This window comes from Kineosporia succinea (assembly GCF_030811555.1).
In the GTDB taxonomy this organism is placed as follows: Bacteria; Actinomycetota; Actinomycetes; order Actinomycetales; family Kineosporiaceae; genus Kineosporia; species Kineosporia succinea.
Window position 1 is genome coordinate 2,413,836 of record NZ_JAUSQZ010000001.1, and the last position, 24,957, is coordinate 2,438,792.

The 24,957-nt window shown below is 65.5% G+C and carries 8 protein-coding genes; 6 read left to right on the forward strand and 2 right to left on the reverse strand.

Annotated elements, in window-relative coordinates; translation table 11 throughout:
* Positions 1 to 1,469: 1,469 nt before the first annotated feature.
* Positions 1,470 to 3,854: a chromosomal replication initiator protein DnaA gene (gene dnaA, locus J2S57_RS10655; protein WP_307241098.1), complete on the reverse strand. Its 2,385-nt coding sequence runs from the start codon at positions 3,852 to 3,854 to the stop codon at positions 1,470 to 1,472.
* 847 nt (positions 3,855 to 4,701) lie between these two features.
* Here dnaA and rpmH point away from each other — a divergent pair.
* From rpmH to rsmG, 6 genes are all read left to right on the forward strand, one after another.
* A complete protein-coding gene (gene rpmH, locus J2S57_RS10660) occupies positions 4,702 to 4,839 on the forward strand; it encodes a 50S ribosomal protein L34 (RefSeq protein WP_052528269.1) in 138 nt (45 codons plus the stop codon).
* A 22-nt stretch (positions 4,840 to 4,861) separates the two neighbouring features.
* Positions 4,862 to 5,251, forward strand: a complete 390-nt coding sequence (gene rnpA, locus J2S57_RS10665; protein WP_307241102.1) for a ribonuclease P protein component — start codon at positions 4,862 to 4,864, stop codon at positions 5,249 to 5,251.
* Between the two features lie 82 nt (positions 5,252 to 5,333).
* Positions 5,334 to 5,690: a membrane protein insertion efficiency factor YidD gene (gene yidD / locus J2S57_RS10670; protein ID WP_370882619.1), complete on the forward strand. Its 357-nt coding sequence runs from the start codon at positions 5,334 to 5,336 to the stop codon at positions 5,688 to 5,690.
* Between the two features lie 15 nt (positions 5,691 to 5,705).
* On the forward strand, positions 5,706 to 6,749 hold the full coding sequence (gene yidC, locus J2S57_RS10675) for a membrane protein insertase YidC (RefSeq protein ID WP_307241106.1): 1,044 nt from the start codon (positions 5,706 to 5,708) through the stop codon (positions 6,747 to 6,749).
* A 217-nt stretch (positions 6,750 to 6,966) separates the two neighbouring features.
* A complete protein-coding gene (locus J2S57_RS10680; RefSeq protein ID WP_307241108.1) occupies positions 6,967 to 7,602 on the forward strand; it encodes a Jag family protein in 636 nt (211 codons plus the stop codon).
* Positions 7,603 to 7,608: 6 nt separating this feature from the next.
* A complete protein-coding gene (rsmG, locus tag J2S57_RS10685) occupies positions 7,609 to 8,373 on the forward strand; it encodes a 16S rRNA (guanine(527)-N(7))-methyltransferase RsmG (RefSeq protein WP_307241110.1) in 765 nt (254 codons plus the stop codon).
* A gap of 8,026 nt (positions 8,374 to 16,399) precedes the next feature.
* Here rsmG and J2S57_RS10690 read toward each other — a convergent pair.
* Positions 16,400 to 16,546 carry a hypothetical protein gene (locus J2S57_RS10690; protein ID WP_307241112.1) on the reverse strand — a complete coding sequence of 49 codons (147 nt, stop codon included), beginning with the start codon at positions 16,544 to 16,546 and terminating at the stop codon, positions 16,400 to 16,402.
* Between the last annotated feature and the right edge of the window lie 8,411 nt (positions 16,547 to 24,957).

Below are 24,957 nucleotides of genomic sequence, written 5' to 3' on the forward strand. Positions count from 1 at the left end.
GAATTCATCCCCACTCTGTGCACAGTGTGGAAACTCAACCCCCGTAACCAGTTCAGCTGTCGCGCGTCCGCCATCGGCTTTTGCTCCGTGACCTGCAAAGACAGCAAAATTCAAGAACGCGTTTCGGCCGAGCCCGGGCGGCGGAATTTGCGGTCCTCTGTGGAGAACATGTGGAGAGCCGGATCTCGCCCCAGCAAAAGACCGGGCCTGCGTCGCTGAGAGCTCCAAAAACGCCGGGGAATCCGCTCCAAAATGCCGTCGGCGTGGTTTTGCAGAACGTCTCTGCAAAATCAGCCCGCGCTCCTATGGAGGGACCCAAGGGCCGCAAATTGCTCATGTGACTGCCCCTGCGGGCACCCGCAGAAATTCCACAGGCCCAAACCCCCACGGCCTCCGCCCGCGTTGATGAGCCTCGCGGGAAGGCGGTGCCGAGCTACCTCACCACTGGTAGGTGCCCGAGTTGGCCCAGCTCTACCTGCACCACCTGGTCTTGAAGCCGGCCACGACGGTGCTGTGCACGGCGCTGCGCATCGGCAGCGGAACAGACGGCGAGCTGGCTGAACCCGAGCCCGCGAACCAGCTGGCGGCGGACCTTAAGACGATCGATGGCCGCCTCAGCACCTGCAGATCCGTGGCGACCAGTCCCACCCACCGACCGCTCGAGCTCCCGGGTGAAGCGCTCGTCGGACAAGCCAGCTGGTGGCGAGGGCACCTTCTGGCGAGTGCCCCTGGTGACAGGGCAGATACAGATGCGGTGTGGGGCGGATGGTGCCCGGGCGGAGGCGGTGCTGGGGGAGGCGGTGCTGGGGGGAGACGGCGCCTGGGGGAGGACGGCGCCCGGGGGAGGACGGCGCCCGGGGGGAGACGGCGCCCGGGGGGAGACGGCGCCCGGGGGAGGACGGCGCCTGGGGGAAGACGGCGCCCGAGGGGAGACAGCGCCCGGGGGGGAGACAGCGCCCGAGGGGAGACAGCGCCCGAGGGAAGCGTGGCTGATCCAGACGGTTCCAGGATCAGACGATGCCTGGGACCGTGCCTGGGCCAGGACCGTGCACGAAGCAAATATCGGCCGGGCCAGGTGATGACCAGGTCAGACAGCAGCCGGATGACTCCGGGGTCGGCACAGGAGATCGGATCCGAGGCCGGATGGTCAGCCGCCCGCCCGGGCGGTCAGCCGTCGTGCCAGATCCACAGGCAGCTCTACCTGCCGGTGCTGGCGCCTGCGGAGATACCGCCGTCCCCAGAAAAAGCTGCCAGAGCTACGAACCCGCCTACGAAGGTCCGAGAGAACTAAGGGCTACTCGCCGACGTGCTGTGCTGGCCAGAACGGGGCAGCACAGCAGCCAGGGAAGAACCGTCCTGCCGCCCCAGATTCCTGATGGGAAGGTGAGCCGGCAGGAGCAGGCGACCGCAACGTCCACCATTAAACAAACAACTGTGGGCAACCCTGTGGATAACTGCGTTACCGCAGGTCAGGACATGCGTGAGGTCTGCTTGATGCGGTTCGTCAGCTCGGTTACCTGGTTGTAAGTCGAACGGCGTTCGGCCATTTGCGTGCGAATTTTACGGTCGGCGTGGATGACCGTGGTGTGGTCGCGACCGCCGAAGAGCTGCCCGATCTTGGGCAGCGACAGGTCCGTCAGCTCACGGCACAGGTACATGGCGATCTGACGGGCATTGCTCAGCGCCCGCGAGCGCGACGGACCGCAGAGGTCGTCGAGCGAGACGCTGAAATAGGCCGCCGTCTGAGCCATGATCGTGGCCGACGTGATCTCCGGGGCATCGTCCGCCGGGATCAGGTCTTTCAGCACGATCTCGGCCAGCGACAGGTCGACCTGCTGCCGGTTCAGGCTGGCGAACGCCGTCACCCGGATCAGCGCGCCCTCGAGCTCACGGATGTTGGTCGAGATGCGCGAGGCGATGTACTCCATCACGTCGTCACGCACCTCAAGGCGCTCGCCGATGGCCTTCTTCCGCAGGATCGCGATCCGCGTCTCGAGGTCGGGCGGCTGCACGTCGGTGATGAGGCCCCACTCGAAGCGCGACCGCATGCGCTCCTCGAACCCCGACAGCTGCTTCGGCGGCAGGTCGGACGTGATCACGACCTGCTTGTTCGCGTTGTGCAGCGTGTTGAAGGTGTGGAAGAACTCCTCCTGCGTCTGCACCTTGTTCTGCAGGAACTGGATGTCGTCGATCAGCAGCACGTCGACGTCCCGGTACCGGCGCTGGAACGTGCTGGCCTTGTCGTCGCGGATGCTGTTGATGAACTCGTTGGTGAACTCCTCCGAGTTCACGTAGCGCACGCGCACCCCGTTGTAGAGGTTCATCGCGTAGTGCCCGATGGCGTGCATCAGGTGGGTCTTGCCCAGCCCGGACTCGCCGTAGACGAACAGCGGGTTGTACGCCTTCGCCGGCGCCTCGGCCACGGCAACCGCCGCAGCGTGGGCGAACCGGTTGCTGGCACCGATGACGAACGTCTCGAAGGTGTACTTCGCGTTGAGGCGGGCCGGCTCGACCTGGGGCTTCACCGCTCGGTGGCGGGCCGGGCGGTCTTCGGGATGCGGCTCCGGAGCCGAGCTGGCCGGAAGACCGGTGGCCAGGCCCGGGTTGTGCACCCCGAGAGGGCTCGCGCTCGGCTGGATGATGCTCGGCTGCGAACCTTCAAGCGGCTTCGCCCGGTCGAGGTTACGGATGTCGATGACCGAGTCCGAGCTGCGGGAGTCGTCACGGAAGCCGTTGTCGCCCTGCTGGTTACGACCCGACGGCTTGAACGGCGCATCGGACCGGAACCCGCGGCGCCCTTCGCCGAAGGTGTCGCTCTCCTCGTCGTGGGCGACCGGTGCATCGGCGTCGGCCGACTCCCCGGAAGGCTCCTGGTCGTGCCCGAAGGGCGAACGACCGTTGCGCATCGGCGGCTGGTCCGCGGAGTCACCCTGGCCGTGGTCGAAACGGCTCTCCGGACGACCCATCTCGTAGCGACTGCCGCCGTCGAAGCGGTCGTCATCGCTCTGCTCGGCCGGAGCGCGATCGAAGGCCGACGGGGCCTGGTCGCCGTCCGGACCGGACGGGTTCGGCTGCTCGAGGTCGAACCGGCCCTGGTCGGGGTCGTAGCGAACCTCGTTGTCGTAACGACTGCTCTGCCGGAGCTCACGTCGCGACTCGAAGCGCGGGCGCTCGTTGTCGTACCGGTCACGGTCGGACCGCTCGCTGTCGTAGCGATCGTTGTCGTACCGGTCGGGCTCCGGCCTCGCGCCCGGGTATCCACCGAACTGACCGGGGTAGTCCTGCCGGTAGTCGGGCTGCGGCGGCTGGTAGTCCTGCTGCTGGTACTCGCCCTGGTAACGGTCGAAGTGGTTGCGCTCGGCGCGGTCGGTGCCGTCGGGCCGGAGGTCACGCATGTCCGGCACCGCACGCGCGTTCGCGCCGGGCGGCCAGGAACCTTCGGAGTCGGCGCGGAAGTCGGCGCGCGGATTGCCGAAGCCGGCCTCTCCGGACCGGGACTTCGGGCGCACCTCGTAGGTGGCGTTCTCCTCGGAGTCGAACATCCGGATGCCACCGGCCGGGGTACGCACGTGCACCGGCTCTCCACCGGCCAGCGACGAGTCGACCGTCACGGCCAGGCGGATCGGGATCCCCAGGTGCTCGGAGAGCAACCCGGTGATCGTGTCCCGGACGCGCTGTTCCAGGATCTCCTTGGTCAGGTCGTTGGGGACCGCCAGGATCGCCGTGCCGTCCAGCAGGCCGACCGGACGCGCGAGGCGCACGAATGCGCGCTGCTGCGGGGTCACACCCACTGAGTCGAGTGAATCGAGGGCCCGGCGCCAGACTGAGGGGAAGTCCTCGTTCGGCGATGCCACGCCGCTCACCTCCGTTGCCTGTCCGTATCCGGTCGTTCATCCACAGCGTTGTCCACACCCTGTGTATGAACGAGAGGCCGGACCAGGTCCAGTGTGCACTCGAGCCCGGTCGAATCCTCCAGGACCCCCGCTGCGATCAGCGGTGGATCCGGTTTGCGAATCCTGCTCAAGTGTCAATGACCTGCCGGTTCGGCGTGTCCTTGAAGACGAAGAAGCGCAAGAGAGGACCATAGCTCGTCAGGTCGCCGGTTGGGTTTGACCTTGGTGCCGCAGGCGGCGAACGGGGCTCCGACAAATCCGCATCCGCCCATTCCGACCTGGCCGGTTGTGGATAACTACAGCGACGCAGATCACTCCGGATCCAGGTTTGCATCGATGATCCACATCCGTCCGCCGGCTTGATCAGGGCGATGTTGCGGTGCGTCCGCGGATGTCACCGATGGTCGCCGGGGTGCGGTTCGGGTGCGGTTCGGGTTCCCGGCCAGTCTCTCCCGGCCGTCGGCTCTGGCGGTTGTTTCTCACGCGGTCAGTGCTTGAGGACGCGCGGCACGGTGCCGCTTCCCGGTCACCTCGGGGAGCGGCTGAGAGGGAGGGCCGGACGGCGTTGCCCCCGGCTTTGAACAGTGCTTTGATCAGTAGCAGCGCCGTATCGAGGCCCGCCCGGTGGAGTGAGTTTGACCGAGGGCGTGTGCGCCCGTACCGTGAGAGGGCTTGACGGCGACCTCTCTTCGCATGTCCACGCAGACCTTGCGCGGGCGTCCGATGGAGGTCGGTGTCAGCGGTCGTCGTGGCAGTCCCGTCACCGGCCGCACCGATCGCACAGCACTGACTACCTGGGAGTCCTCAAGTGAGCAAGCGGACGTTTCAGCCGAACAACCGGCGCCGTTCCAAGACGCACGGTTTCCGCCTGCGTATGAGCACCCGCGCCGGCCGCGCCATCCTGGCCGCCCGCCGCCGGAAGGGTCGCGCGGAACTCTCCGCCTGATTCGACCGTCCCGGTCCCAGGGGTGCTTCCCAGCGCTCACCGGATGCGTCACGGCAGTGAATTCTCCACTGCTGTGCGCAAAGGTCGTCGCGCCGGTCGGCAGACCCTGGTCATCCATCTGAACCGCACCGGTTCGGATCCGGCCTCGCCGGCACGAATTGGTTTCGTCGTGTCCAAGGCGGTCGGCCCGGCGGTGGTGAGGAATCGCGTGAAGCGGCAACTGCGTCACATCACGAGAGATCGCCTAGCGGCGTTGCCGTCGGGCGCTCTCGTCGTGGTGCGGGCGAACCCAGCGGCCGCCGGATCGTCAACTCTCGCCGCAGATTTCGACAGCGCTCTGGCCTCGGCTCTCCGGTCATCACCGGATGCCGGCTCCGAGCGTCGTCGCACGTCCGGGAGCCCTCGTGGCTGAGACGCCGGACGGAGCTGCGCCCTCACCGGCGCCGCGCACGTTCCGGCGCCGGGCCGTGGAACTCATGACCACAGCGGCACGGATGCTCGTAAGCGTCCCCAAGCTCCTGATCATCGGTTTCCTGACCCTGTACCGCCTGCTGGTCTCCCCTCTCTACGGGCAGACCTGCCGCTTCTACCCGTCGTGCTCGCAGTACGCGCTCACCGCCGTACAGCAGCACGGTGCCCTCCGCGGTTCCTGGCTGGCCGGCAGGCGTCTGCTGCGCTGCAACCCCTGGAACCCGGGTGGCGTCGACCACGTTCCACCGGTCGTGAGCAAGGCCGGCTGTGAGCACGGGGTGAACACCGGGCTCGTCACCGAGCCCGCACCCCGGGTAGAGCACCGGGTGGCTCCCACTGACCCGAACTGCGCGCCGTCCGCTCCGCGACGTGCCGCCTGATCCGGCGAGGAGCCGATGACCCAGATCCTGAGACCCCTTGAGTACGTCGTCGCCTGGCTCATGGTCGGGTGGCACTCCATCTGGACCGCGATCGGCCTGCCCGAGGCATCCGGCTGGACCTGGGCGCTCTCGATCGTCGGCCTGGTGGTCGTCATCCGGATCATCCTGATCCCGCTGTTCGTGAAGCAGATCAAGGCTTCCCGCGGGCTCCAGCTGATCCAGCCCGAGCTGCGCAAGATCCAGGCCAAGTACAAGGGCAAGACGGATCCTGACTCCCGTCAGAAGATGACGCAGGAAACGATGGCCCTTTACAAGGACTCGGGCACCAACCCGTTCTCCTCGTGCCTGCCGATCCTGCTCCAGGCCCCGATCTTCTTCGCCCTGTTCCGCGTTCTGAACGGCGACTTCGCCATCGGCCCGCTGAGCATGGAGCTCCGCGCCCAGCTGAACTCCTCCACGCTCTTCGGCTCGCCCCTGTCGGACACGTTCCTCAAGTCCGACCAGATGGGCACCAAGATCCTCACGGTCGTCCTGATCGTGCTGATGTCGGCCTCGACCTTCACCACCCAGCGCCAGCTGATGATGAAGAACATGCCGGCCTCGGCCCTGGACAACCCCTTCGCGCAGCAGCAGAAGATCCTGCTCTACGTGCTGCCGCTGGTGTTCGCGGTGTCGGGCGTCAACTTCCCCATCGGTGTGCTGCTCTACTGGCTCACCACCAACGTGTGGTCGATGGGGCAGCAGTTCTACGTGATCCGTCGGATGCCGGCTCCGGGTTCGCCCGCCGAGAAGGCTCTCAACGAGCGCCGGGCCAAGCGCGGCAAGCCGCTGCTGGGCCTCGGAGCCGCGAAGGACGAAGAGCCCGAGCCGGAAGAGACTGCGCCCCAGCCGAACCAGCGCGTGCAGCCGAAGAAGCAGACCAAGGCCCAGCGGGCCAAGGGCGGAGCCCCGAAGCCCGCTCCCGAACCGGGTTCGCCGGAAGCCGCCGCCGAGAAGAACGGCAGCCAGAAGGCATCCAAGCCGCAGGGCAGTACAAGTGGGAAAGTGACCGAAACGTAAAATGGGGGCAGCGCTCGGCTCTACGGCCGGGGGCGTCTCGGGCATCTAGCGCCGTGCGTGCTCGGCGCCGCGACCGGAACCCACTCGGCATCTCCGGGTGGGTTCCGGTCGCGAATCGTTCGTCAGACAGCATGAAATTCATGTGGCCGGTCGTCGGGGGACGACCGGTGCCAGGCCTGCCAGGCGGCGGGCCGGCTGCGATGTGAGGAGACGGTTCATGGAGAGCGGCGAACAGGCCGAAGCAGTGTCGGTGCAGGAGCGTCCCGCGGACGACGTGGAGCCCACCACAGCTGCCGATGAGACTGCCACGGGGGAGTCCTCCGAGACCGCGGACGCCGCGGGTGGCTCGAAGAGGGCATCCCGCTCGCGGGCGTCCATCAAGGACCTCGAGGAAGAGGGCGACGTCGCCGCCGACTACCTCGAGGAGTTCCTCGACATCGTCGACCTCGACGGTGACATCGACATCGACGTGGAGAACGGACGCGCGTCCGTCGCCATCGTCGGAGACGGCGCCAACGACCGCGCTCTGCGCCGTTTCGTGGGTTCCAACGGCGAGGTGCTCGAGGCCCTGCAGGAACTCACGCGGCTCGCGGTGCAGGCCAACACGGGCGAGCGCAGCCGCCTGATGCTCGACGTGGCGGGCTACCGCGCGCAGCGGCGGGCCCAGCTCACCGAGAAGGCCACCAAGGTCTGCCAGCAGGTCAAGACCAGCGGTAAGTCTGTCGCCATGGAGCCGATGAGCGCGTTCGAGCGCAAGATCGTCCACGACGTCGTCGCCGAGGCCGGGCTGAGCAGTGAGTCCGAAGGCGTCGACCCCAACCGGCACGTGGTCGTGCTCCCCGCGGAGTCCTGAGCCTTCGTGCCCGTCGAACCTACTGAGCAAGAGGCGACCGCGGCCCGGACGGTGTTCGGGCCGCGCATCGACCTCGCGCACGCATACGCCAACGCCCTGGCCACGGCCGGTGTCGAGCGAGGGCTGATCGGCCCTCGCGAGGCCGACCGGATCTGGGAGCGGCACCTTCTCAACTGTGCGGTGCTCCAGGAGCTCGTACCCGAGGGCGTCGAGCTCGGGGACGTCGGCAGCGGCGCCGGCCTGCCCGGTATCCCGGTCGCCATCGCCCGGCCCGACCTCACCGTCTACCTGATCGAGCCGATGCTGCGGCGGGTCACCTGGCTCCGCGAGATCGTCGCCGAGCTGGGCCTGACCAACGTCGAGATCATCCGGGCCAAGGCACACATCGTCGCCGAGTCCAAGCAGCACTTCGACGTCGTCACCTCACGCGCCGTCGCTGCGCTGCCCGCCCTCGCCGAGTGGTCGATGCCCCTCGTCCGCAAAGACGGCCAGCTCCTGGCCATCAAGGGTGACTCCGCCGAAGAAGAGCTCGCGGCCGCGTCCGAGCTGCTCGCCTCGCTGGGGGCCGCTTCGCACGAGGTCGTCCGTTGTGGCGAGTCGGTGCTGTCCACGCCCACCACGGCCATCCGCGTGGTGGCCGGCCGTGAGGGCCAGCTGCCCAAGAAGAAGAAGAAAGCCGCTGCGCCGGCAGCCGCAGGGCCCAAGGCCTCGGCCAAGAAGAAGCCCGCCTCCCGCGGTGGCGGACGTCCCAATGCAGGACGACGCGGCTAGTCGCGCTCTTCACTCGCCTCTGTTGGGGCGGACCAGGAAGTCCGCCCCAACATCTGGTGCCTGATCCGGTATCTGCCGTGCATCGCATCCCGCTCCGGATCGGCGGCTCCCCATCTGCCTGGCCGAAGTCGATCCGCCGGCTGTGGACAGCCTGACCTGCGGCGTCCCATCGCTCGCTTCGGCGATCACGCTGCGTCTTTGGAACGGCCGCACCCAGTCACGTCTCGTGACTCGTAGGGGCGTCAGCCACCTTTGTGCACAGCCCAACCGACGCCCTGTGTATAGCCCTGTGGATAAGTGCTGTGGGTTGTGCACATCCCGAGTCCGAACCTGCCTCCGAGTGCCGTGTCGTGAAAGGTTTGCATGCCACGCTCGTGGTTTTGACCTGCGGCTTCATGACTGCTACCGGATCGGCAACCATCCACGTCGGCTGTTGATGCCGCGACCTTCCACAAGCCCGCTCCTCTGTGGAAAAGCCTGCCGTCAGCCGGGCCTGCGGGCGGTTTCAAACAGGGTTTTGCACAGCGGTGGGAAGTGGCAACTCTGGTTACGGTGCGAAAGCACAGGTGCCTGACTCCTTGCCCGGCCTGACCAGCTGCGTCAGCGAGTTGGTGGCTGCGGTTCCCGTATGGGCCACCTGGCTGCCACCTGCGCGTCATCTCGGCGGGGGATGCCTCTCAGCGGGCGCCGATCATGCGCGCGGCTTCAGGCGCTTGATCCTGTGGCGGGGGAGGCGAAGCTGTGGCGTAACCCATGCGGTGTGATTTGCATGGGTCGAACTCGGTTGAGCCCGTCGGCCGCCTGGTGCCCTTGGCGCCCGGTCTCGGGCCCCTTCTTGTTGGTTGTTATCGTCATGACGAGGGCGGATCGCTCATACCCCGGTCTGTAGGGCGCCGCGTCCCTAGGTGCTGGCCGTCTGAGTCACCAGGCTGCCCCGGGCTAGCTGTCCCGTGTGCGCTGCCGCGGTGTCCTGCGTTCTTCGCCGCCGCTTCGGTGCCACGCGTTCTTCGGTGCCAGCTCGGTGTCCTGTGTTCCTCGCTGCCGGTTCGGTGCCCCGCGTTCCTTGCCGCCGGTCCGGAGCCACGCGTTCTTCGGTGCCAGCTCGGTGTCCTGTGTTCCTCGCTGCCGGTTCGGTGTTCCGCGTTCCTTGCTGCCAGTTCGGTGCCCCGCGTTCTTTGCTTCCAACGCGGTGTCCCGCGTCTCTCGCTTCCCTCGCTGCCGACCGCCGCGTCTGGCAGTCGGCCGTTCTCGGCCCGGGGGGCGTCCTGGGCCGGCCCGCTCGCGGGCTGAGAAGGCAGCCGCCCGTGTGCGCCTCGTGGGCAAGTGGGCTCAGCCTGTTTGCCCGGCAGGGGCTTCGCTCAAAGATTTGGCAGGCGCGGGGGCGGTTCTTAGGGCCATAAACATCGGCTCGCATCCTCTCCCGCCGGCGGTCGGACAGGCTGCGACCAACTTGTCTGAAGCAAGCCAGTCGGTCGCATGTGACGTCACTAAGTCTTGAGGTGGTGGCCACCGCGAGATGCGTCGTCCACCAGAGGACACACCACCTTCGCTCCCTCCATACCCCCTCCTGCCGGCAAGTCAGCACCCCAGTGCTTGGCTTGGCAGAGAGACACTGCTTGGCCCGGCACCAGACAGTTTCTGGCCAGAGCGACCGGGTGGAGGCTCACGTCCTTTGTGAGCGGCCTTTGAAGGGGTCTTCAAGGCCGGAAAACGGAGTGTCAAAGGGTCTGGGCTTTGACGGTAATTCCAGCCCTCGTGGAGGCGTCCAGAGCTTTGGGGGCACTTCCTGCAAGGCCTCAGCATGGACACAAGGCGAAACGCTGACGCAGCATGCCTTCAGCCGTGCCGGACACTAGGCAGGCACATGCCCCGAGAGCTGCGCTTAACCCTGCGGGGGCGCAAGGCTCGCCTGCAGTTTCACGTGAATCATCTCCGGTCACCTCGGTGCGCCCCGGCATCATCGGCACAAAGCCTTGGGCGGCAGGGCAGTCTCGTAGGGACAGGCGGGCCCGCTTTGGGGCGTCCCCGGCCCCTGGAGGTTCAAGGCTCTCAGGCAACCGACGCAGCAGCGTCGAGCGAGACCCATCTCCGCCCGACGCATTGGCTCGGCCAATGTTGGACGTGGTCCGAAATAGATCGGCCATTGCATTGCGCATCTGGCAGTGGAGCGGTCGCATCAGTCCGTGCCGCCGTGCCGCCGTGCCGCCGTGCCGCCGTGCCGCCGTGCCGCCGTGCCGCCGTGCCGCCGTGCCGCCGTGCCGCCGTGCCGCCGTGCCGCCGTGCCGCCGTGCCGCCGTGCCGCCGTGCCGCCGTGCCGCCGTGCCGCCGTGCCGCCGTGCCGCCGTGCCGCCGTGCCGCCGTGCCGCCGTGCCGCCGTGCCGCCGTGCCGCCGTGCCGCCGTGCCGCCGTGCCGCCGTGCCGCCGTGCCGCCGTGCCGCCGTGCCGCCGTGCCGCCGTGCCGCCGTGCCGCCGTGCCGCCGTGCCGCCGTGCCGCCGTGCCGCCGTGCCGCCGTGCCGCCGTGCCGCCGTGCCGCCGTGCCGCCGTGCCGCCGTGCCGCCGTGCCGCCGTGCCGCCGTGCCGCCGTGCCGCCGTGCCGCCGTGCCGCCGTGCCGCCGTGCCGCTGTGCCGCTGTGCCGCTGTGCCGCTGTGCCGCTGTGCCGCTGTGCCGCTGTGCCGCTGTGCCGCTGTGCCGCTGTGCCGCTGTGCCGCTGTGCCGCTGTGCCGCTGTGCCGCTGTGCCGCTGTGCCGCTGTGCCGCTGTGCCGCTGTGCCGCTGTGCCGCTGTGCCGCTGTGCCGCTGTGCCGAGTCCTTGGCCTCTCGTGGCCAGACTTCGCAGGCTGGACCAAGACAACAAGCCAGCGAGCAAGCGTTCTTAGACCGGCGCCGGTCGCTCGACACTCTGCCGTGGAGGCGTCGGCCAAGAGGTGCGGAACGAATGATTCCTAGCGCAGGCTCGATCAACGCCGACGTCGTCCAGTCACGGAAATTGGCGCCCCCAAACCGCTTTCGAAGCGTTACCTCCTTCGAGCCGGTTTCACGTGAATCCAGATCTCGGCGACGCGCGTCAGCTTCAAGGAGGAGAAGAGCAGCGGCGCGGGAGGGCAAGCTGCCGGCGCAAGGCTTTCCACGCAACGGCTTACGAGCATCGAGCGGTGTTGCCACTTGCTCCCGTCGGTTAACCCGCCGCGTCCTGCTTCTCACGGGCAGCTCTGGTTCAACGAGGATGCCGTCCCATCGAAGATCCCAACCTGGCTTAGGAGCGACAGATGACATGGGGGATAGGGCACGCGGCTCTCCACTCCTAAGGGATGACAACCCTGAGCTCACGCCGGGCAACCGGTCCGGCAGCGGCCGGGTGAGCATGAGAAGTAGCGCCGCACGAGCGCGGCAGAACATGCATCCGATCCGCCAAGACGCCGGCGACGAGCATTCGCTTCACGCTGATCGGGACCGCCACGTCCACGCGATGCCCCGGTTCGAGGTTGTGCTGGATCCCGACGCCCAGTCAGAGGCACCTGGCCTCTGATGCGTGCATGCCAGAAGGAGCTGCCTTGAAGAATTAGCACTGGCCCCGATGATCGGCTGGCGGCATTAGTCTGTGCCGCAACTGGCCCGGTCAAGACTGAGCAGCGCCAACTGCCTTTACACCTGTACGTAGGCCTATCGAACCTCTGTGCTGTAGGTCGAGAGTCTGTTGGATACGCATGGTCGTGCGTCTACTAAGGCGACGGCGGGATCCCTGAACGCTTGTTCAACAAGGTCCGGCAACGTCAATCGACTCAGGGCGGAGAACCAGGAAATGAAAGCTCTCTCCACAGAGGACCGGTTCCGACGCGAGCATCCCAGCTCCAAGCACCTAAGCGCATGGCCGGTGAAACCTCACTGATCGGTCTGCGCATCGACAGCGAGGGGCAGATCGGTTGGATGACTTAGATGTTGGTCTGCGCTCCAGCCCGGTAACTCTCGTCGGTGGAGGCGGCCCTACCCATGCTCTGCCTGCTAGACGGCAAGTGCGTTTCACGTGAATCGACTGCCACCCGTGTACCTGAATGAGTGCTGCCGATCGGGCTTCGATTCGGTGGACAAGGAGCTCACTCACGTTCAGCGCAGGACGTGATCAGTACGCGGGAAGCGGTACGGGAGCACGCCCGCAAGCTGGCCTGACGAATTAGCTGCAGGGTGCAACTCTCTACAGCCGCTGAGCTTGGAACGACTTGTAGAGAATGCACGGACGCTGACAAGCGGTAGCAAGAATGACTCAATCTGGCCCAGGACGTGGGCGAGGCCAAGGGGCCCTCAGCGGCGACACAGGGCGACCTCAAGAGGTGGCCTGGAGCTACCTACGAAGGTGGGTGAGATGCGGCCAGGCCCGAAGAGTTATCCGCGTGGTGTGCGCGTCCGAACAGCCGGACGCAATGACTAGCCGCGCCGAGCGGGCCAGAAGTCATCGATGGTCGCCGCCGGGTGTGCGTCTCGAACGCCAGCGGCGAGGGGGATGGGCAAGGCCGACTGATCATCCGCAGATGAGTTGCTCCCGCATTGCGCCGGGCTGCACCAGCGCCGCAGGTAGGTGGCGCTCAGGACTCAGCGAGCGTCTTGCCTCGGCCTGTCAATCCGAGACTATGGTCCGCTCGTGGATACGAAGCCGCCGAGGATCTTGCGGGCCTTGTATGTGCTCGCTGAGACGATGAGTGAATAGGCCAACATGCTCGCTACCTAGCTAGAGCCGTTGCTCGCTCGCCTCGGACGACAAGGGTCGGTTCGATCACCCAGTCGGCTTGAGCTGTTGCGCAGGTATCTCGGCCGGCGTTTCAGGTCTTGGCTGGACCTGCAATTCCATAATGCCTAGGCGCTGGTGGCCGTGAGGCACAGCGGTACGCCATACATGGGTAGTCGAATTGCCAAGCCGGGTTCTGGATATATGAAGAGATTTGTGGAGGACGCCGCCGTCCAACGTTGGGGCCCGAGGTTCGTGACCTCGAACGGCGACGCGACCGTGGACGCGGTGACCGGCGCCGATCTCTCATGAATCGACGCTGAGGAACCGCCGACAGACGCGGAGGCTGTGGCCTGTCCGCTTGTCTGGTCATTGGTTTCGATATCGCTACGGGCGCCCGGATAGGACGAAGGCTGTTGCATGACTGAGGGGACGCGCAGTCTGGGCGTGTGGTGAGAGTGTCGGCGGTCAGCCGAGCAGCGGGCAGGTGGCCGACCGGCGTTTCACGTGAAACGCACTTGCTGGATTGACTCGGGGATAGAAGAGCTAGCACGAGGACCCGTCCCATAGCGCCGGGTGGGCTGGCGGGTGCTTCCAGGCCCTGCGAGTAAGCCGTCGATCTAGCCAAGTAGCTATCAACGGGGAGCCATCGCGAACCGTCAGACCGAAGCCGCAGAAGGCCGGGCAGCGCCGAGCGTGTTCGATGGCCCGAATCCTCGCCTTGGCCTGGACACCCCTCATGCTCAGCCGGGTCGTTGACCACGGCGAAGAGCTTCAACTCCTCGCGCCGCGAGACCATCAGGTGCGGCGGGTGGACGTTATCGCTAGCTTGCCAGTGCCAGCTCGCTTCCTGCTGAAACTGCCGAGCAATGACCGGACGCCATCCCGCGGGGATCTACGGCTATCGACAGGGGGAACGCGTTTGGCCCCATGGTTGTGAGAACCGGGCTCTCGGAGCAGTGCGACCCTCGTGGTGAGCGCCGGCCTACCAGTTCACGAGCCTCCTTTCGAACTAGAAGGTCGTCGGTAGGGGGTACGCGGCGCAACGCATCCGCCTCTAGGACGTCTCAGAAGCAGAGACGAGTGTCGTTCGAACCGCCGTACTTAAGAGGGGCGCCGACGGTCAGGGCCTACCGCATCATGCGGCCGCGTAGAGCACGCCTTAATAGCCTCTGCCAAGGCGAATTCAATTGGGTGGGCGGCGTCGTGGATGCAGGATGTGGCGCTCCTCGAGGAAGGCTTGAACGGAGCATCAATGGCAATGGCCAAGTTCAGCCCTCTTCGCTACTGTCCCCTGCTTCATGTGTCAGGCCATCCGAGCAGCGAGCGAGATGCGCAGGCAATGATCTCAGCTGTATCAACGCGTCTTCACGCGACGCATGGATCCGCCTGTCTGGCTGCCAGCAGTGAGGATGACTCATGAGGTTTCACGTGGAACGGAGGATGAGCCCACCTGGTTGGACGTTGGGTCCTGCACGTCGATCCCGGCCGCCAGCTGGGTCCAAGGAGTCGCCGGCATGCGAGGCCGCCTCTGCCAGGTGCTCGGTTCCGGTGGCTGGCCTGCTCGATGACGAGGTGGCCTTCACCGGCCGACGCCCTGCTCCCCGCTCGGAAGACAGGGCCGTGAACCTATTGGCTGCGGACGCGACCAAGCACGCTAGCCGAAGAGCCTGTACGAGAAACGTTCACGGATCACCCCTGGGGCTCTTTGCATGGAGTGTTCGCGCGCCCCATCTCACGGGCTTGAATCGTCAGACGTGCTGCTCGCTCTCCAGCCGCATATCCAGGAGAGCGAGGACCAGCCTGGGTGGACGGGGTACGCCGCGCTGAAACACCCGACTACGAGTCGATCGTGGAGATGGCGAGCTGTCCAAGTTGTTGTCGACCAATGAACCGAGCCATCCACAGATTCGTCCACGGCCTGTGCAAACTCTCCGGCCTCGAGCGAGCGGCCGATCGTCGCCCCAGCTAAGTGGACCCACCTTCCTGTCGGATGGGTTGTGCACGCCCTGAGACAGACGGTGAGAGAGGTTGCTCAGACCGCGATTGAGGCTTCCCGCCTTGACAGACCTGAAGATCAGGAGCTGCCGGGCGGAGCGGAGACCTTCGGTAGCTCACACACGCAGGCCGCGGTTCCCGGCCCACCCTGACAGCTGCTCTGCTCCCCGCCTTGATGAGCGGATACACGTTCACCAAGGCCCCGGCGCCAAGAAGGCCGTTGTTCATTTCAGCACTTCGACGTTTCCGCCAGACGCCGGCTCTCCCGTGCGACGGCACCAGCTCGGCCTTCCCCATCCGAACTCAGGCCGTAGGGCGGTGGCTGTCATCAAGCTCGACCCGCCTGAACCACAGCCGCCCTGGGGTCTCGGTGAGATCGAAGTTCTCAGCGACTTGGCCCGTGGTCCTGTCGCCTGCTGGCACAAGGGCCATGATCCTGGGGCCTTGAACTCCTGTGTGAAAGACCTGCATTCCTGTGGCTTCTTTTCCCGTGCCTTCTTCTTGCCATGACATGCGTGATGAAGATCGTCCAGGAGCCACCGCGCCGACGCAACGGACCAGGCTGCGGGTGAAGTCCCCCCGCGACGGTGACGCTTCGGTCTTGGCGGAGCAGATCAAGGTCAGTCAGGCCGCCGCGAAGGGGCACTACGGATCCTCGCGCATTCACGCCTACCCAGGCTGTGTTCGTCGCGTCGGCTGTGATCGTGGCCAGCGTGCGTTCCTCGGCCAGTGAGGGCAGCAGCAGGGGGAGCGGGATCAGGAAGGCCAAGACCACGGCGGACGAGGTCGCGGCCGCGAGCAGGTTAAGACGCCAGCGCACGGCTCACCTGGCGAAGCTGCCCGCCCGATGCGCCGCCCGGGAGTCATTGGCAAGCACCGTCGCCGGTCTCGCCGCACAATGACCGTTGACTCGCATGCTGCCGCGCGGGCGGATCTGAGTGGGCAGGACATCAGCGTCGATGCCGGCGCGATCAGCACGCGCCAGTGCGGCGACATCGCCTACGTCCGGATCTGGGCCGGCTGGTTGTTCCTGGCGACCGTCATCAACAGAGCCTCCGCCGGGTGGTGGGCTGGGCCGTCGCCGATCACCAGCGCACGGACCTGGTCGAGGACGCCCCGCGCCACGCCATCGCCCGGCGGCTCCCCGGCCGGGGTGATCTCTATCCGACCGAGGCCGTCAATACGCCTCACACCAATTCGTCCGCGCAGCAACTTAACTTAGTGTTCGTTCATGACGTGGCCGCAAAGGTCAGTGCTGGGATAGCGCCGTGGGCGAGTCGTTCTCCCTGCCAGCATCAAGACCGCATTGCTCAACGCGGTCTCTTGGCCGACCAGACCACCACGGCCCCGGCGATCTTTGAGTCGTCGAAGGTGAGGACAACCTCCGCCGACACCGCTTCCGCGTCGGCTATCTCAGCCTCGGCGCGTATGAGCAGTCCGCTAGCTTCGGCGGTCACCGGGCTAGCCTGACCGACACAACCCGCCTGTTCGCCACAGTGGGCCACGGTCAGACTGCTTTCGGAGCTGGCACAAGACCGAAGCAGGACCTCTCATGCCGGGCTCGTCATTCATCAACAACGCCGTCCACAAGCCAGCTCTCCAGAGGTTCTCCGCTAATGGCCGGCCTGGTCTTGTCCCCAAGTTCTCCACAGAACAGTTTTCCCCAATGCGCAGGTCAAACGACTGTGACGGTGAAACTGCACAGCGCTATCCACAGGGTTCGATCTGGCCGATCTTGGCTGTGCACATTGGGGGTAAGGCTGGGGATTTGGCCTCATCCCTCGGTTGTGACGAGGTCCTGGACCTCAGGACGGTGAGAGTCGTCGAGTCCATGTCGCGCGCCGAGCGCAAAGCATGAATCAGGTCGCGCTTGGTTGATCTATGGGGCCGGGCCAGCGTCAAGAGCTTCGGGCGAACGACCAACGTGCTGACGCATGGCCTCGGGTGAGCTGAGGAGTCATGCGCCGATAAGGATCGTCGGTCCGGCAGAAGTATTGCATCAGCCTAGGCTGACCTCGCTGGTTGGACTGCCCAATCGGGTACGGCATTGCCCGGCCGAGACATTGATGTGCCGGCTAGAGCAGTAGCCCTCTTGGCGGTGTGCCGAGGCGATAGATAGGTGATCACGGGGGACCTCCGAGCACTCCGTTCTAACGTGCGGAACGGTTGGTGGAACCTCTCCCCAAATCCTCCAAGCCGAACTTGTTTCGTCGGAGCGGACGTGCTGGCGCTTTCCCACAGGCCTTGTTCAGCGGTGTGGACTAGCAAGGATCATGATCGCCGGTGCCACTGCGAGCTGATTCAAATGCGGTGCCGGGATCTCGATGCACGGTGTCGGCCGGCTCTGTCGAGAAGGTCGCGGCTGAACGCAGGACGGACTCAACTCCGTCGGTAACACGCAACGACGCGCCGACACACGCTCAGGAGACGACGCCTCGCAGCCTCGGGCATCGACTGCGCGAACGGTAGTTGATGGAGGGTGTGAACGATGATCGGCAAGTTCGGGAGAAGACTCGATGTCAGGGCTACCAGCTTGACCAGTCGGTCTGGGGGTCGTTTCACGTGAAACTGAACGGAACCGGCGGAGGCATATGCATGCGCCGCACGGACCGGCAGGGGTCATGGGTCAGGGTTCCACGTGAAACAAGACGCGTCGGACCAGGTGCTCGTCGGGTGAGGTCAACCGGCATGCCCGGGCCGAGTACTGCCGTTCGATCGAGAGTCATGCAACACCCCGGAGGTGACGTCCGAGGGGTCATGACATGAGAACGGTCAGCGTCCCCACGAATCCACCCTTGGTCTTTCGGAGCTACGCCCCTTGCGATCGCATGGCTGATGGCCGGAACTTGCCCTAAACCGATTGCGCTACGAACCCGCTAGAGCGGCAGAGATCCCGTGAGGGGGAGGCGTAGCCGCTTGCTAGACCGTCTTGGCGAATGTTCAACCCCGTCGCCCAGCCTGGATGAACCAGAACGGCAGGCTAATGGCCCGCGACAGCCAACGAGGACCAGAATCGACTGGCCAACACCTCATTTTCGATTGCTCCGGCGATGGCTAGCCGAGAGGCACGGTTGAAGGCCCTCGTGGCTACGCCGCAGATCTTGGACCTCTTGGGTGGGGGACGCGAGGAAACCAGCGGACTGAAAGATGCTCATAAGCAGTCGGCCGGCCAGTGAGTTGATCAACAACACGGTGTCGGCAACTCCGGCAAGGTCGAGCATCCCAGACTCGCGACATATGGAGGTGAGTGATCCACTTCCACCCCGACATAGCCAGTCCGAGGAGGGGTGGCTTTCTTCTCACGGAAACGACAGCCTGTGCCCGGCTGAGCTGATGCCACCGGGGCTCAACGTGGCGTGTACGTGCGGTGGTGCATCGCGATGCACCGGACTGTAAGCCCTGCACGTCGTCCCGCCCATTTGTCCATAGGCAGCGTCTGACTCACCTGGCGGGGTGTGAATCCAGGATCCCTCTAGACCGCTTGGCTCCGGTAGGCGTGCCCCGTTGCAAGCGTCGCTGAATGAAGCGGAAAGAGGGGAGCATGTTCCCGGGTTGAAGCGGTGAACATCCGCAGCCTGGCAGACATCACGCGCCGCGAGGTTGGTCGGACGCCGGCCGATAACGACATCGGTGAGGTGCGCGTCCCGTGGACAAAGCGATCCAAGGCGCAGGAGCTTGACATGGACGCTCCGGGCGCTGCTGCGGCCGCGGGGAGTTGTGGATGTGCTCGGAGGAGTACTGCGTCGCCAACCTGCGCTGGCACGACCTTCCTGCGCAACTGCATCCAACGTCGCGGCGTCCAGCTTGCTATTGCCAGGCTCTCAGCACGCTTGGGTAGCAGAACCACTAGGTGGTCGACATCATCAGCGATGATCAACTATTCCTGATTGCAGTCGACGGAAGTGTCGGCGCTGATCCATTGAAGCTACTCGCGCAAGAGATCGAGTCTCCCACCGCGCGTCGATCGCTTGATCATCTGTGATGCTGTCGGACGTATACCGAGGTATCTACCGGTCGAGTTCCGTGGGTCAGCGGAAGCATCAATGTTGGCTAGCGTCGGGGATACCTGCCTGCGGGGCAGGCCAGAAGCCAGCCTGTCGGGAACCCGATGGCGGAGCAGTAATACTCGCCGGCACCAATCCACCGCGGAATATCGCTATCGCAGGAGAGCAGGAGTCGAGGCGAGAGCCTGAGTCGGCTCTTGTTGACTGAAGGTATGAGCACGCGCCCAGGCCGAAGGCGGTCGAGCACCTGAGCATGTACCGCTGATCGTTTTGCGGCAGTAGTGGTAGCTGGCCGCCACGCGTCTAGCCGCGACGCGGCAATCGGCGCCTCGCGTGTCCGTTTCCAGCGGAGTCGATATGGACGCCACCTGAATTCCTGAGCATTGCTACGTCTCGAAGCCCGCATGAGCTTGCGCGAGGCAAGTTCGTGGTGCTTCCGCCTCAGGTTGCGGCATCGAAGCCCAGTGGTCGGGCTTCGGCGACACCTCATGACCGATTCGCGCCTTGTGGATGATCGGGTGTTCAAGCTTCGCCTGCCAGATCTGTGTCATCACCAACCAAGACACAGGTGGGGATTGCGCGGCACCCTCGACGGGATTCCGGCCGCCACGTCGTCCGTTAGGGCGTCCTAGACGCGAGACAGCGACAGGCATGACCGGCAATCAAGGTGATGATTCTGCATCGGTTGAGGGGACCGGGGCACGAGCTGCTGGGCCGCACGTCGCCGATCTAGGTGGCGCTCTCTTCTTGTCTATGCAGCAGCTTCGGTGTTCTGACCTGGGATCGAGGCGCCGTTAGCATGCGTCGGCCGGCAGCTTGGTTTCACGGGAAACCATCCTCGGCAAGGAAGCGAGCCGCGTCGCTTCCGAACGATTCCGGCGCGCCGGTTAGGGCATGGATGGATGCCTGGCTTGCCTTGCGATTCCTAGTGATCAGTGACCATGCGATGGGGTCGTTATAGCTCCGGTCCGAGCCTTGGTCGTCAAATGGCAGGGGGACGGGCAGCGGGCTCGCGCGCGCCCAAGTATGGGGCCCGCAGGTAAGCGCCAGGCAGGGAAGATTGCCGTCGACCGACCGGGCGTCGGGCTGCCCATGGGAATGCTGACCTCGCAGGCTGGTGGTACGACTCCTTGAGCCTCGAGCACTGCAGATGGCCGTTAGCGGTGCATAGCTCAGTGAACGTTGGAGCCGACCGTGGCGGTGTTGGCTGAGGATGGAGCGGATCGCAACGGTGGTCCAGCTAGGAGATGAACCTGCCTCCGTGGTGTGAGGTTGTTGGCCGTGCCCGAGGTTGGATCCGGGTCACAAGCATTGCCGACCGAGCAGCCAGACTCATGCTGATCACCGGCCCGAAAATGGTCCGGCCGCCTAGGTGAATCCAGTGAGAGGCCTGGCCTGGGCATTGCTGACGGAGTGCTCGGGCCTGAGGTGCAGGCCAGATAGACAAGGCTAGGCGTGGGCCGCTGCGTGAGTCTTGGCGTTCGGGCTGTGCGATCCGCTGCTGCCCGCGCCCACTCCGTTCACCACATCTTCGCTCTGCGCCCCGCCACCGTGTCCCACGCCGCCGTCTCTTCGCCCACAGATCATCCTCTCCACTGCATCACGCTCCCATGTGTCGCTTCGCCGTACCTTGGATTTGCAGGCGAGAACTGACAGCACTCGACGGTTTGAGACGACGGCCCCTGCCGAACGGAGGTGTCATCAATGAGTCTCGACAGCACCGCGCCCAGCCGCCCATGGACCGATAGCGAGATCTGGTACCTCCCATTGATGCCGGACCAGCCTTCTGAATACTGCAGTTCAGGTGGACGGCTGGTGCGGGCGGGGCGAGCACCCGAGGTCGGAGTCGCGGCTCAACGCGCGGTCTCGGGTTGTCAGAACGGGCCGTCGTTCGTGAACGCGGTGGTATCGAAGTGCTGCCGAAGCAGGCCGTCAGCCGCTACTCCTACCGCCGGCGTCATGTCTTCTCCTCTCCACCGCACCTCTGCGCGGTACGCCCAGCTACGGCAATTCCCGCTGCCGAGAGCGACGCGATCGGGTGGGAGGAGTTCGCGCTTTCCTAGGGCTGTCATAGGAACGAGAGGGCAAGGCATCTCGGGGTGCGGAGGAAGAAGAGCACGGAGGGACGGGCTGCGATACGAGGGCGCGTGGAGAGGATGCCCGCGTAGTGAGGGGCGGGGGAGAGCCTCCTGGCCCGGTCGGAACTGGGTGGCGAGGGCGATGCCGGTGACCAGGTCGAGCATCCGGTCGGCCCCGACGGCATGGGTGCCGTGCCGAGAGGGGGTGCGGGCGTCACCCGCCCTGAACCTAGAACCGCTCGCAGACCAGGCCTCCTACTGAAGGCCGGCATCCATAACTGCGTGGGCTTCTGACTCAAGGCGCCGCGATACCGCACAGACTCAATTGATCTCGATCTCCAACTCGCCGGTGCCGTGGCAGGACACCGGAGCTGCGGCGCATGACAGGTCGGGTACCGATCAACCGAACTCCGCAGGGCATCGCCATCACCGGGCGAGGTACGAGGAGGCGAAGGATGGTGGAAGGGGTCCAATTGGCGGGAGGCGATGAGAACGGCGCGGCGGAAGACTGCCTGCCAGGTAGGCCCGCATAGCAGTGCAGCGCATCCGCCAGGCGCAGTGGCGAGAGAAGCGATGGGGAGGCGCTATGGCGAGAGCCATGGTGGCGAGAGGGGCTCCGCGTGTAGGGGAAGGTAGTCGGTGTGACGGCCGCGAGGACCGCCATACGCCGGCAACGGATACGGGGGAGTCGTACAGCTTCGGGCTAGATCTCGGTGTGAGACCCCGGGCGCGGAGAAGTCCGGCTTGTCGAACGGGAGCCGGGGCGCTGGTATGGGAGAGCACGCAACCTGAGTTCCAGAGCCCCGTCCAGTATGAGTTGGGGGAGGGGAACGCGGGGAACCTGTGCCTCTGAACCGTGAAACGGAAGAACTCGCGAAGACAGATACGAGCTGGCCCGACACACGAGGTTCAGGGAGCTGGGCCGTCCAAGAGGATGACGGCTGATTCCGACTCAGCAGGCGTTACCGGAGTCAGCGAAGATCTGGCTGATCCGGGGATGGCTGAGTTGAGTCGTCTCGCGATGAGAGGTTGCACGCGGTCTGGTTGACGCTTGGCGCTTCTGGCGTCTGCGGACGACAGCGGCTGGCAAGCAGGCCCGGACACGAGGACTGGCTGCGTTGTCGGGCCCGGTGCTCATTGGCGATGCAAGATCCATTCGTCCGCGGCGGATCGTGGCTGGGCCGTAATGTTGGCGGTCGCCTCAACGCCAGGGCGCTTCCTCTTGAGCAGCGGATCCCCGATGTGTACCGCGCTGCTGCCGGTCCAGAGTGTCGACGCTGCGTGCCCTGACGGTGGCGCCCAATGCGGGCGACGCGTCAACCATGTTCCGTACCCCATGCTCAGCCCCACTCGCGACATCGCATAACACTCGACCGGTGCCCTGCAGATGGTCTCCGTGAGACGAGACGTGGTCGCGCTGGTTCTGTTCGGGAGGATCTGATGTCGGATCTTGATGGGGTGCGGGCCTTGTGGAGTCGCGTCGTCGCTGCAGACCGGTTTCCCCACAGGCGAAGTCCCATCCTTGAGCCGGCCTGATGGCGATGCCCTTTTGGCCGCGGGGGAGCGCACCCGCCCTCGACACGAAGGCCTCGCGATTGGGGTGCGGCGCGGTGTCTTGAGAAAGCCGTGCCACCCTAACGTCGTCTCGATACCCGCCACTCCCTTAACCAGGTCCGAGCATGACGCTGGCGTTGTGTCGAGGAGCGCGAGATCGTTGGGCCTCCGGAACGGCCCGGACAGGGGTTCGGCAAGCCCCTTGAAGAATCCGTTCCATCGACTGAGCTCGTGGGCGACGCCGCTCCCCGTCTGCGCCGAAGGATGCCGCACCCTCGCCAGCCGTCGGCACACGACGGGTACCGGTAGAAGTTCTGGCGTCTCGAGGCACCGGTGTTGGGACTGCCGCAGGGCCATGAAGCCAGCCTTCGAAGGACGCCTTTAGAGACTTCTGTCGTTGCGAGAGCAGCGGTTTCGGACTGGCGCGTACTCGTTGCGCATCTTCGTCGCCGTCGCTATCGGCCAGCTCATGGTCCGGAGGATCAGCGCAAGAGCGCCGAGCGGGGGGCATAGCGCTCGTTCGACCGAGGCGTCGCATGTCTTTCTGACGCGCTGCGACCCTTGGCCCTAGTTCGAGCAATAGCGAAGTGGCACTGCGAATGCCCCTCCGGATCCAGCCTGCCCGAAGTTCGAGAGCGAATGAGTTGGCCGCCCCTACGAGCGTCCGTGGTGCTGGCTGATGCTGGGGCCCGGTCGATCGTCAGCAGACCGACCGAAGTTCGCACCAGGCGTGGGAGCGTGGGAGCCGCAGCCTTGCTCAGTACAGTCGGTCAGTCCGAGCTAGGTTGCCCGACCTACGAGAAGCCCCATGGCCGATGTTTCACGTAAAACAATCCGGCAGGGACGCAGTCGGCGAGGGCGGGCCGCGGGGCGCGAAGCGATTCGAGATCGCACCAGCCTCCCTGAAAATTACGTGAGGGGGGCTAGTCGTTGCCTGCACCAGGCCGAGCTCGCCCTCAGCCGCAAAGGCGTGGACTTCAAACAGGTGTGGGGAAAGGCTGTGGGTAACTCCATGGCCGAGGGCGTGTGGGGTTCAGGCCAATGCCGCCAGCCGTCAAGGGCTTCGGACTTTGCCGCGCCGGGGCCAACTGGCAACCCTCTTCGCGGGGATCCCTGAGGATCTGCACGCGTATCACGGACGGTCTGTTGACGAGCTTCACCGGTCCGGGACCACGGGCCATCCCTGCGGCGTGGGGCAAGATAGAGATGGTCCGCAGCCGAGGGCCTGAGAACTCACGGATGAGCTGGACACGGGGTCTGGCGAAGCAGGGGAGCTCGCCGGCCACGTTCCTAGGAACCGGGTGAGGAAGAGAGTCCATGGCCTAGCTTTCTCGACGCAGGCGACGCAGGCGACGCAGGCGACGCAGGCGACGCAGGCGACGCAGGCGACGCAGGCGACCCAGGCGACGCAGAGCCGGCGAGCCGTTCGGTCGGCGGGTTTTCATAGTCCCGGGCCGCGGGTTGGCAATGGCAGGGCGTCACTCTTCTCCTGCGTCGGCAGGCTCTCTAGCTAGTTGCTGCGTGGCTCCTTTTAGGCAGCCCCGGTGCCAACGCCGAGGCCGCCTGCTCGTTGCCATCTGGCCCCAATGAGGTCCAGTGGCCCATGAGGCTCCGGTCATAGAGAGAGCTCTTTGGCTGACCGAGGCGGGTGCCGAGGGGACTTTTCCCACTTGGGCGCGCCGGGTAGCCGACGGATCAGTGGCGCTTGGCAGCCAGCGGCCGCTTGATCGGCCAAATGCGTAGCGCCTGGCTCCAACGAAACGGTGCCCGCCATACACGGCCTCATACGCCCGAGCGGCGTGTTGTGGACAAGCGATGGAGCTGTCACTGCGGGCCGTTAGACAAGTATCCACATGTGACTAATGACTGTGGAGACAACCCGAAGCGGCACCGTCTCGGCGACGTACGCCGGGAGCCGGACGCCGCGCGGAGCGTGTTTCACGTGGAACGGAGAGTGCTGTCCGACGGTGTTGATCGTCTTGCTGGCAGTCACGGTGCTCACCTGAGTAGTGACTCGTAGTACATCCGGCCTGCCGACGCCGGTAATCTGAAGTCCTCGTGATTGACTTGAGTGGTCACTGGTAGTGGTCTCCCCGTGCGATTCGAGTAGTCGATGGCCAGGGGATTGATGCCAGTAGAAACGCACATCGAACGCCCTCGGCCTGTGGATAAAGCTGATCATCCCCAGGTGTGGACGGCGGCGGTGGAACGTTGTGTTCGAGGCCTTGACCT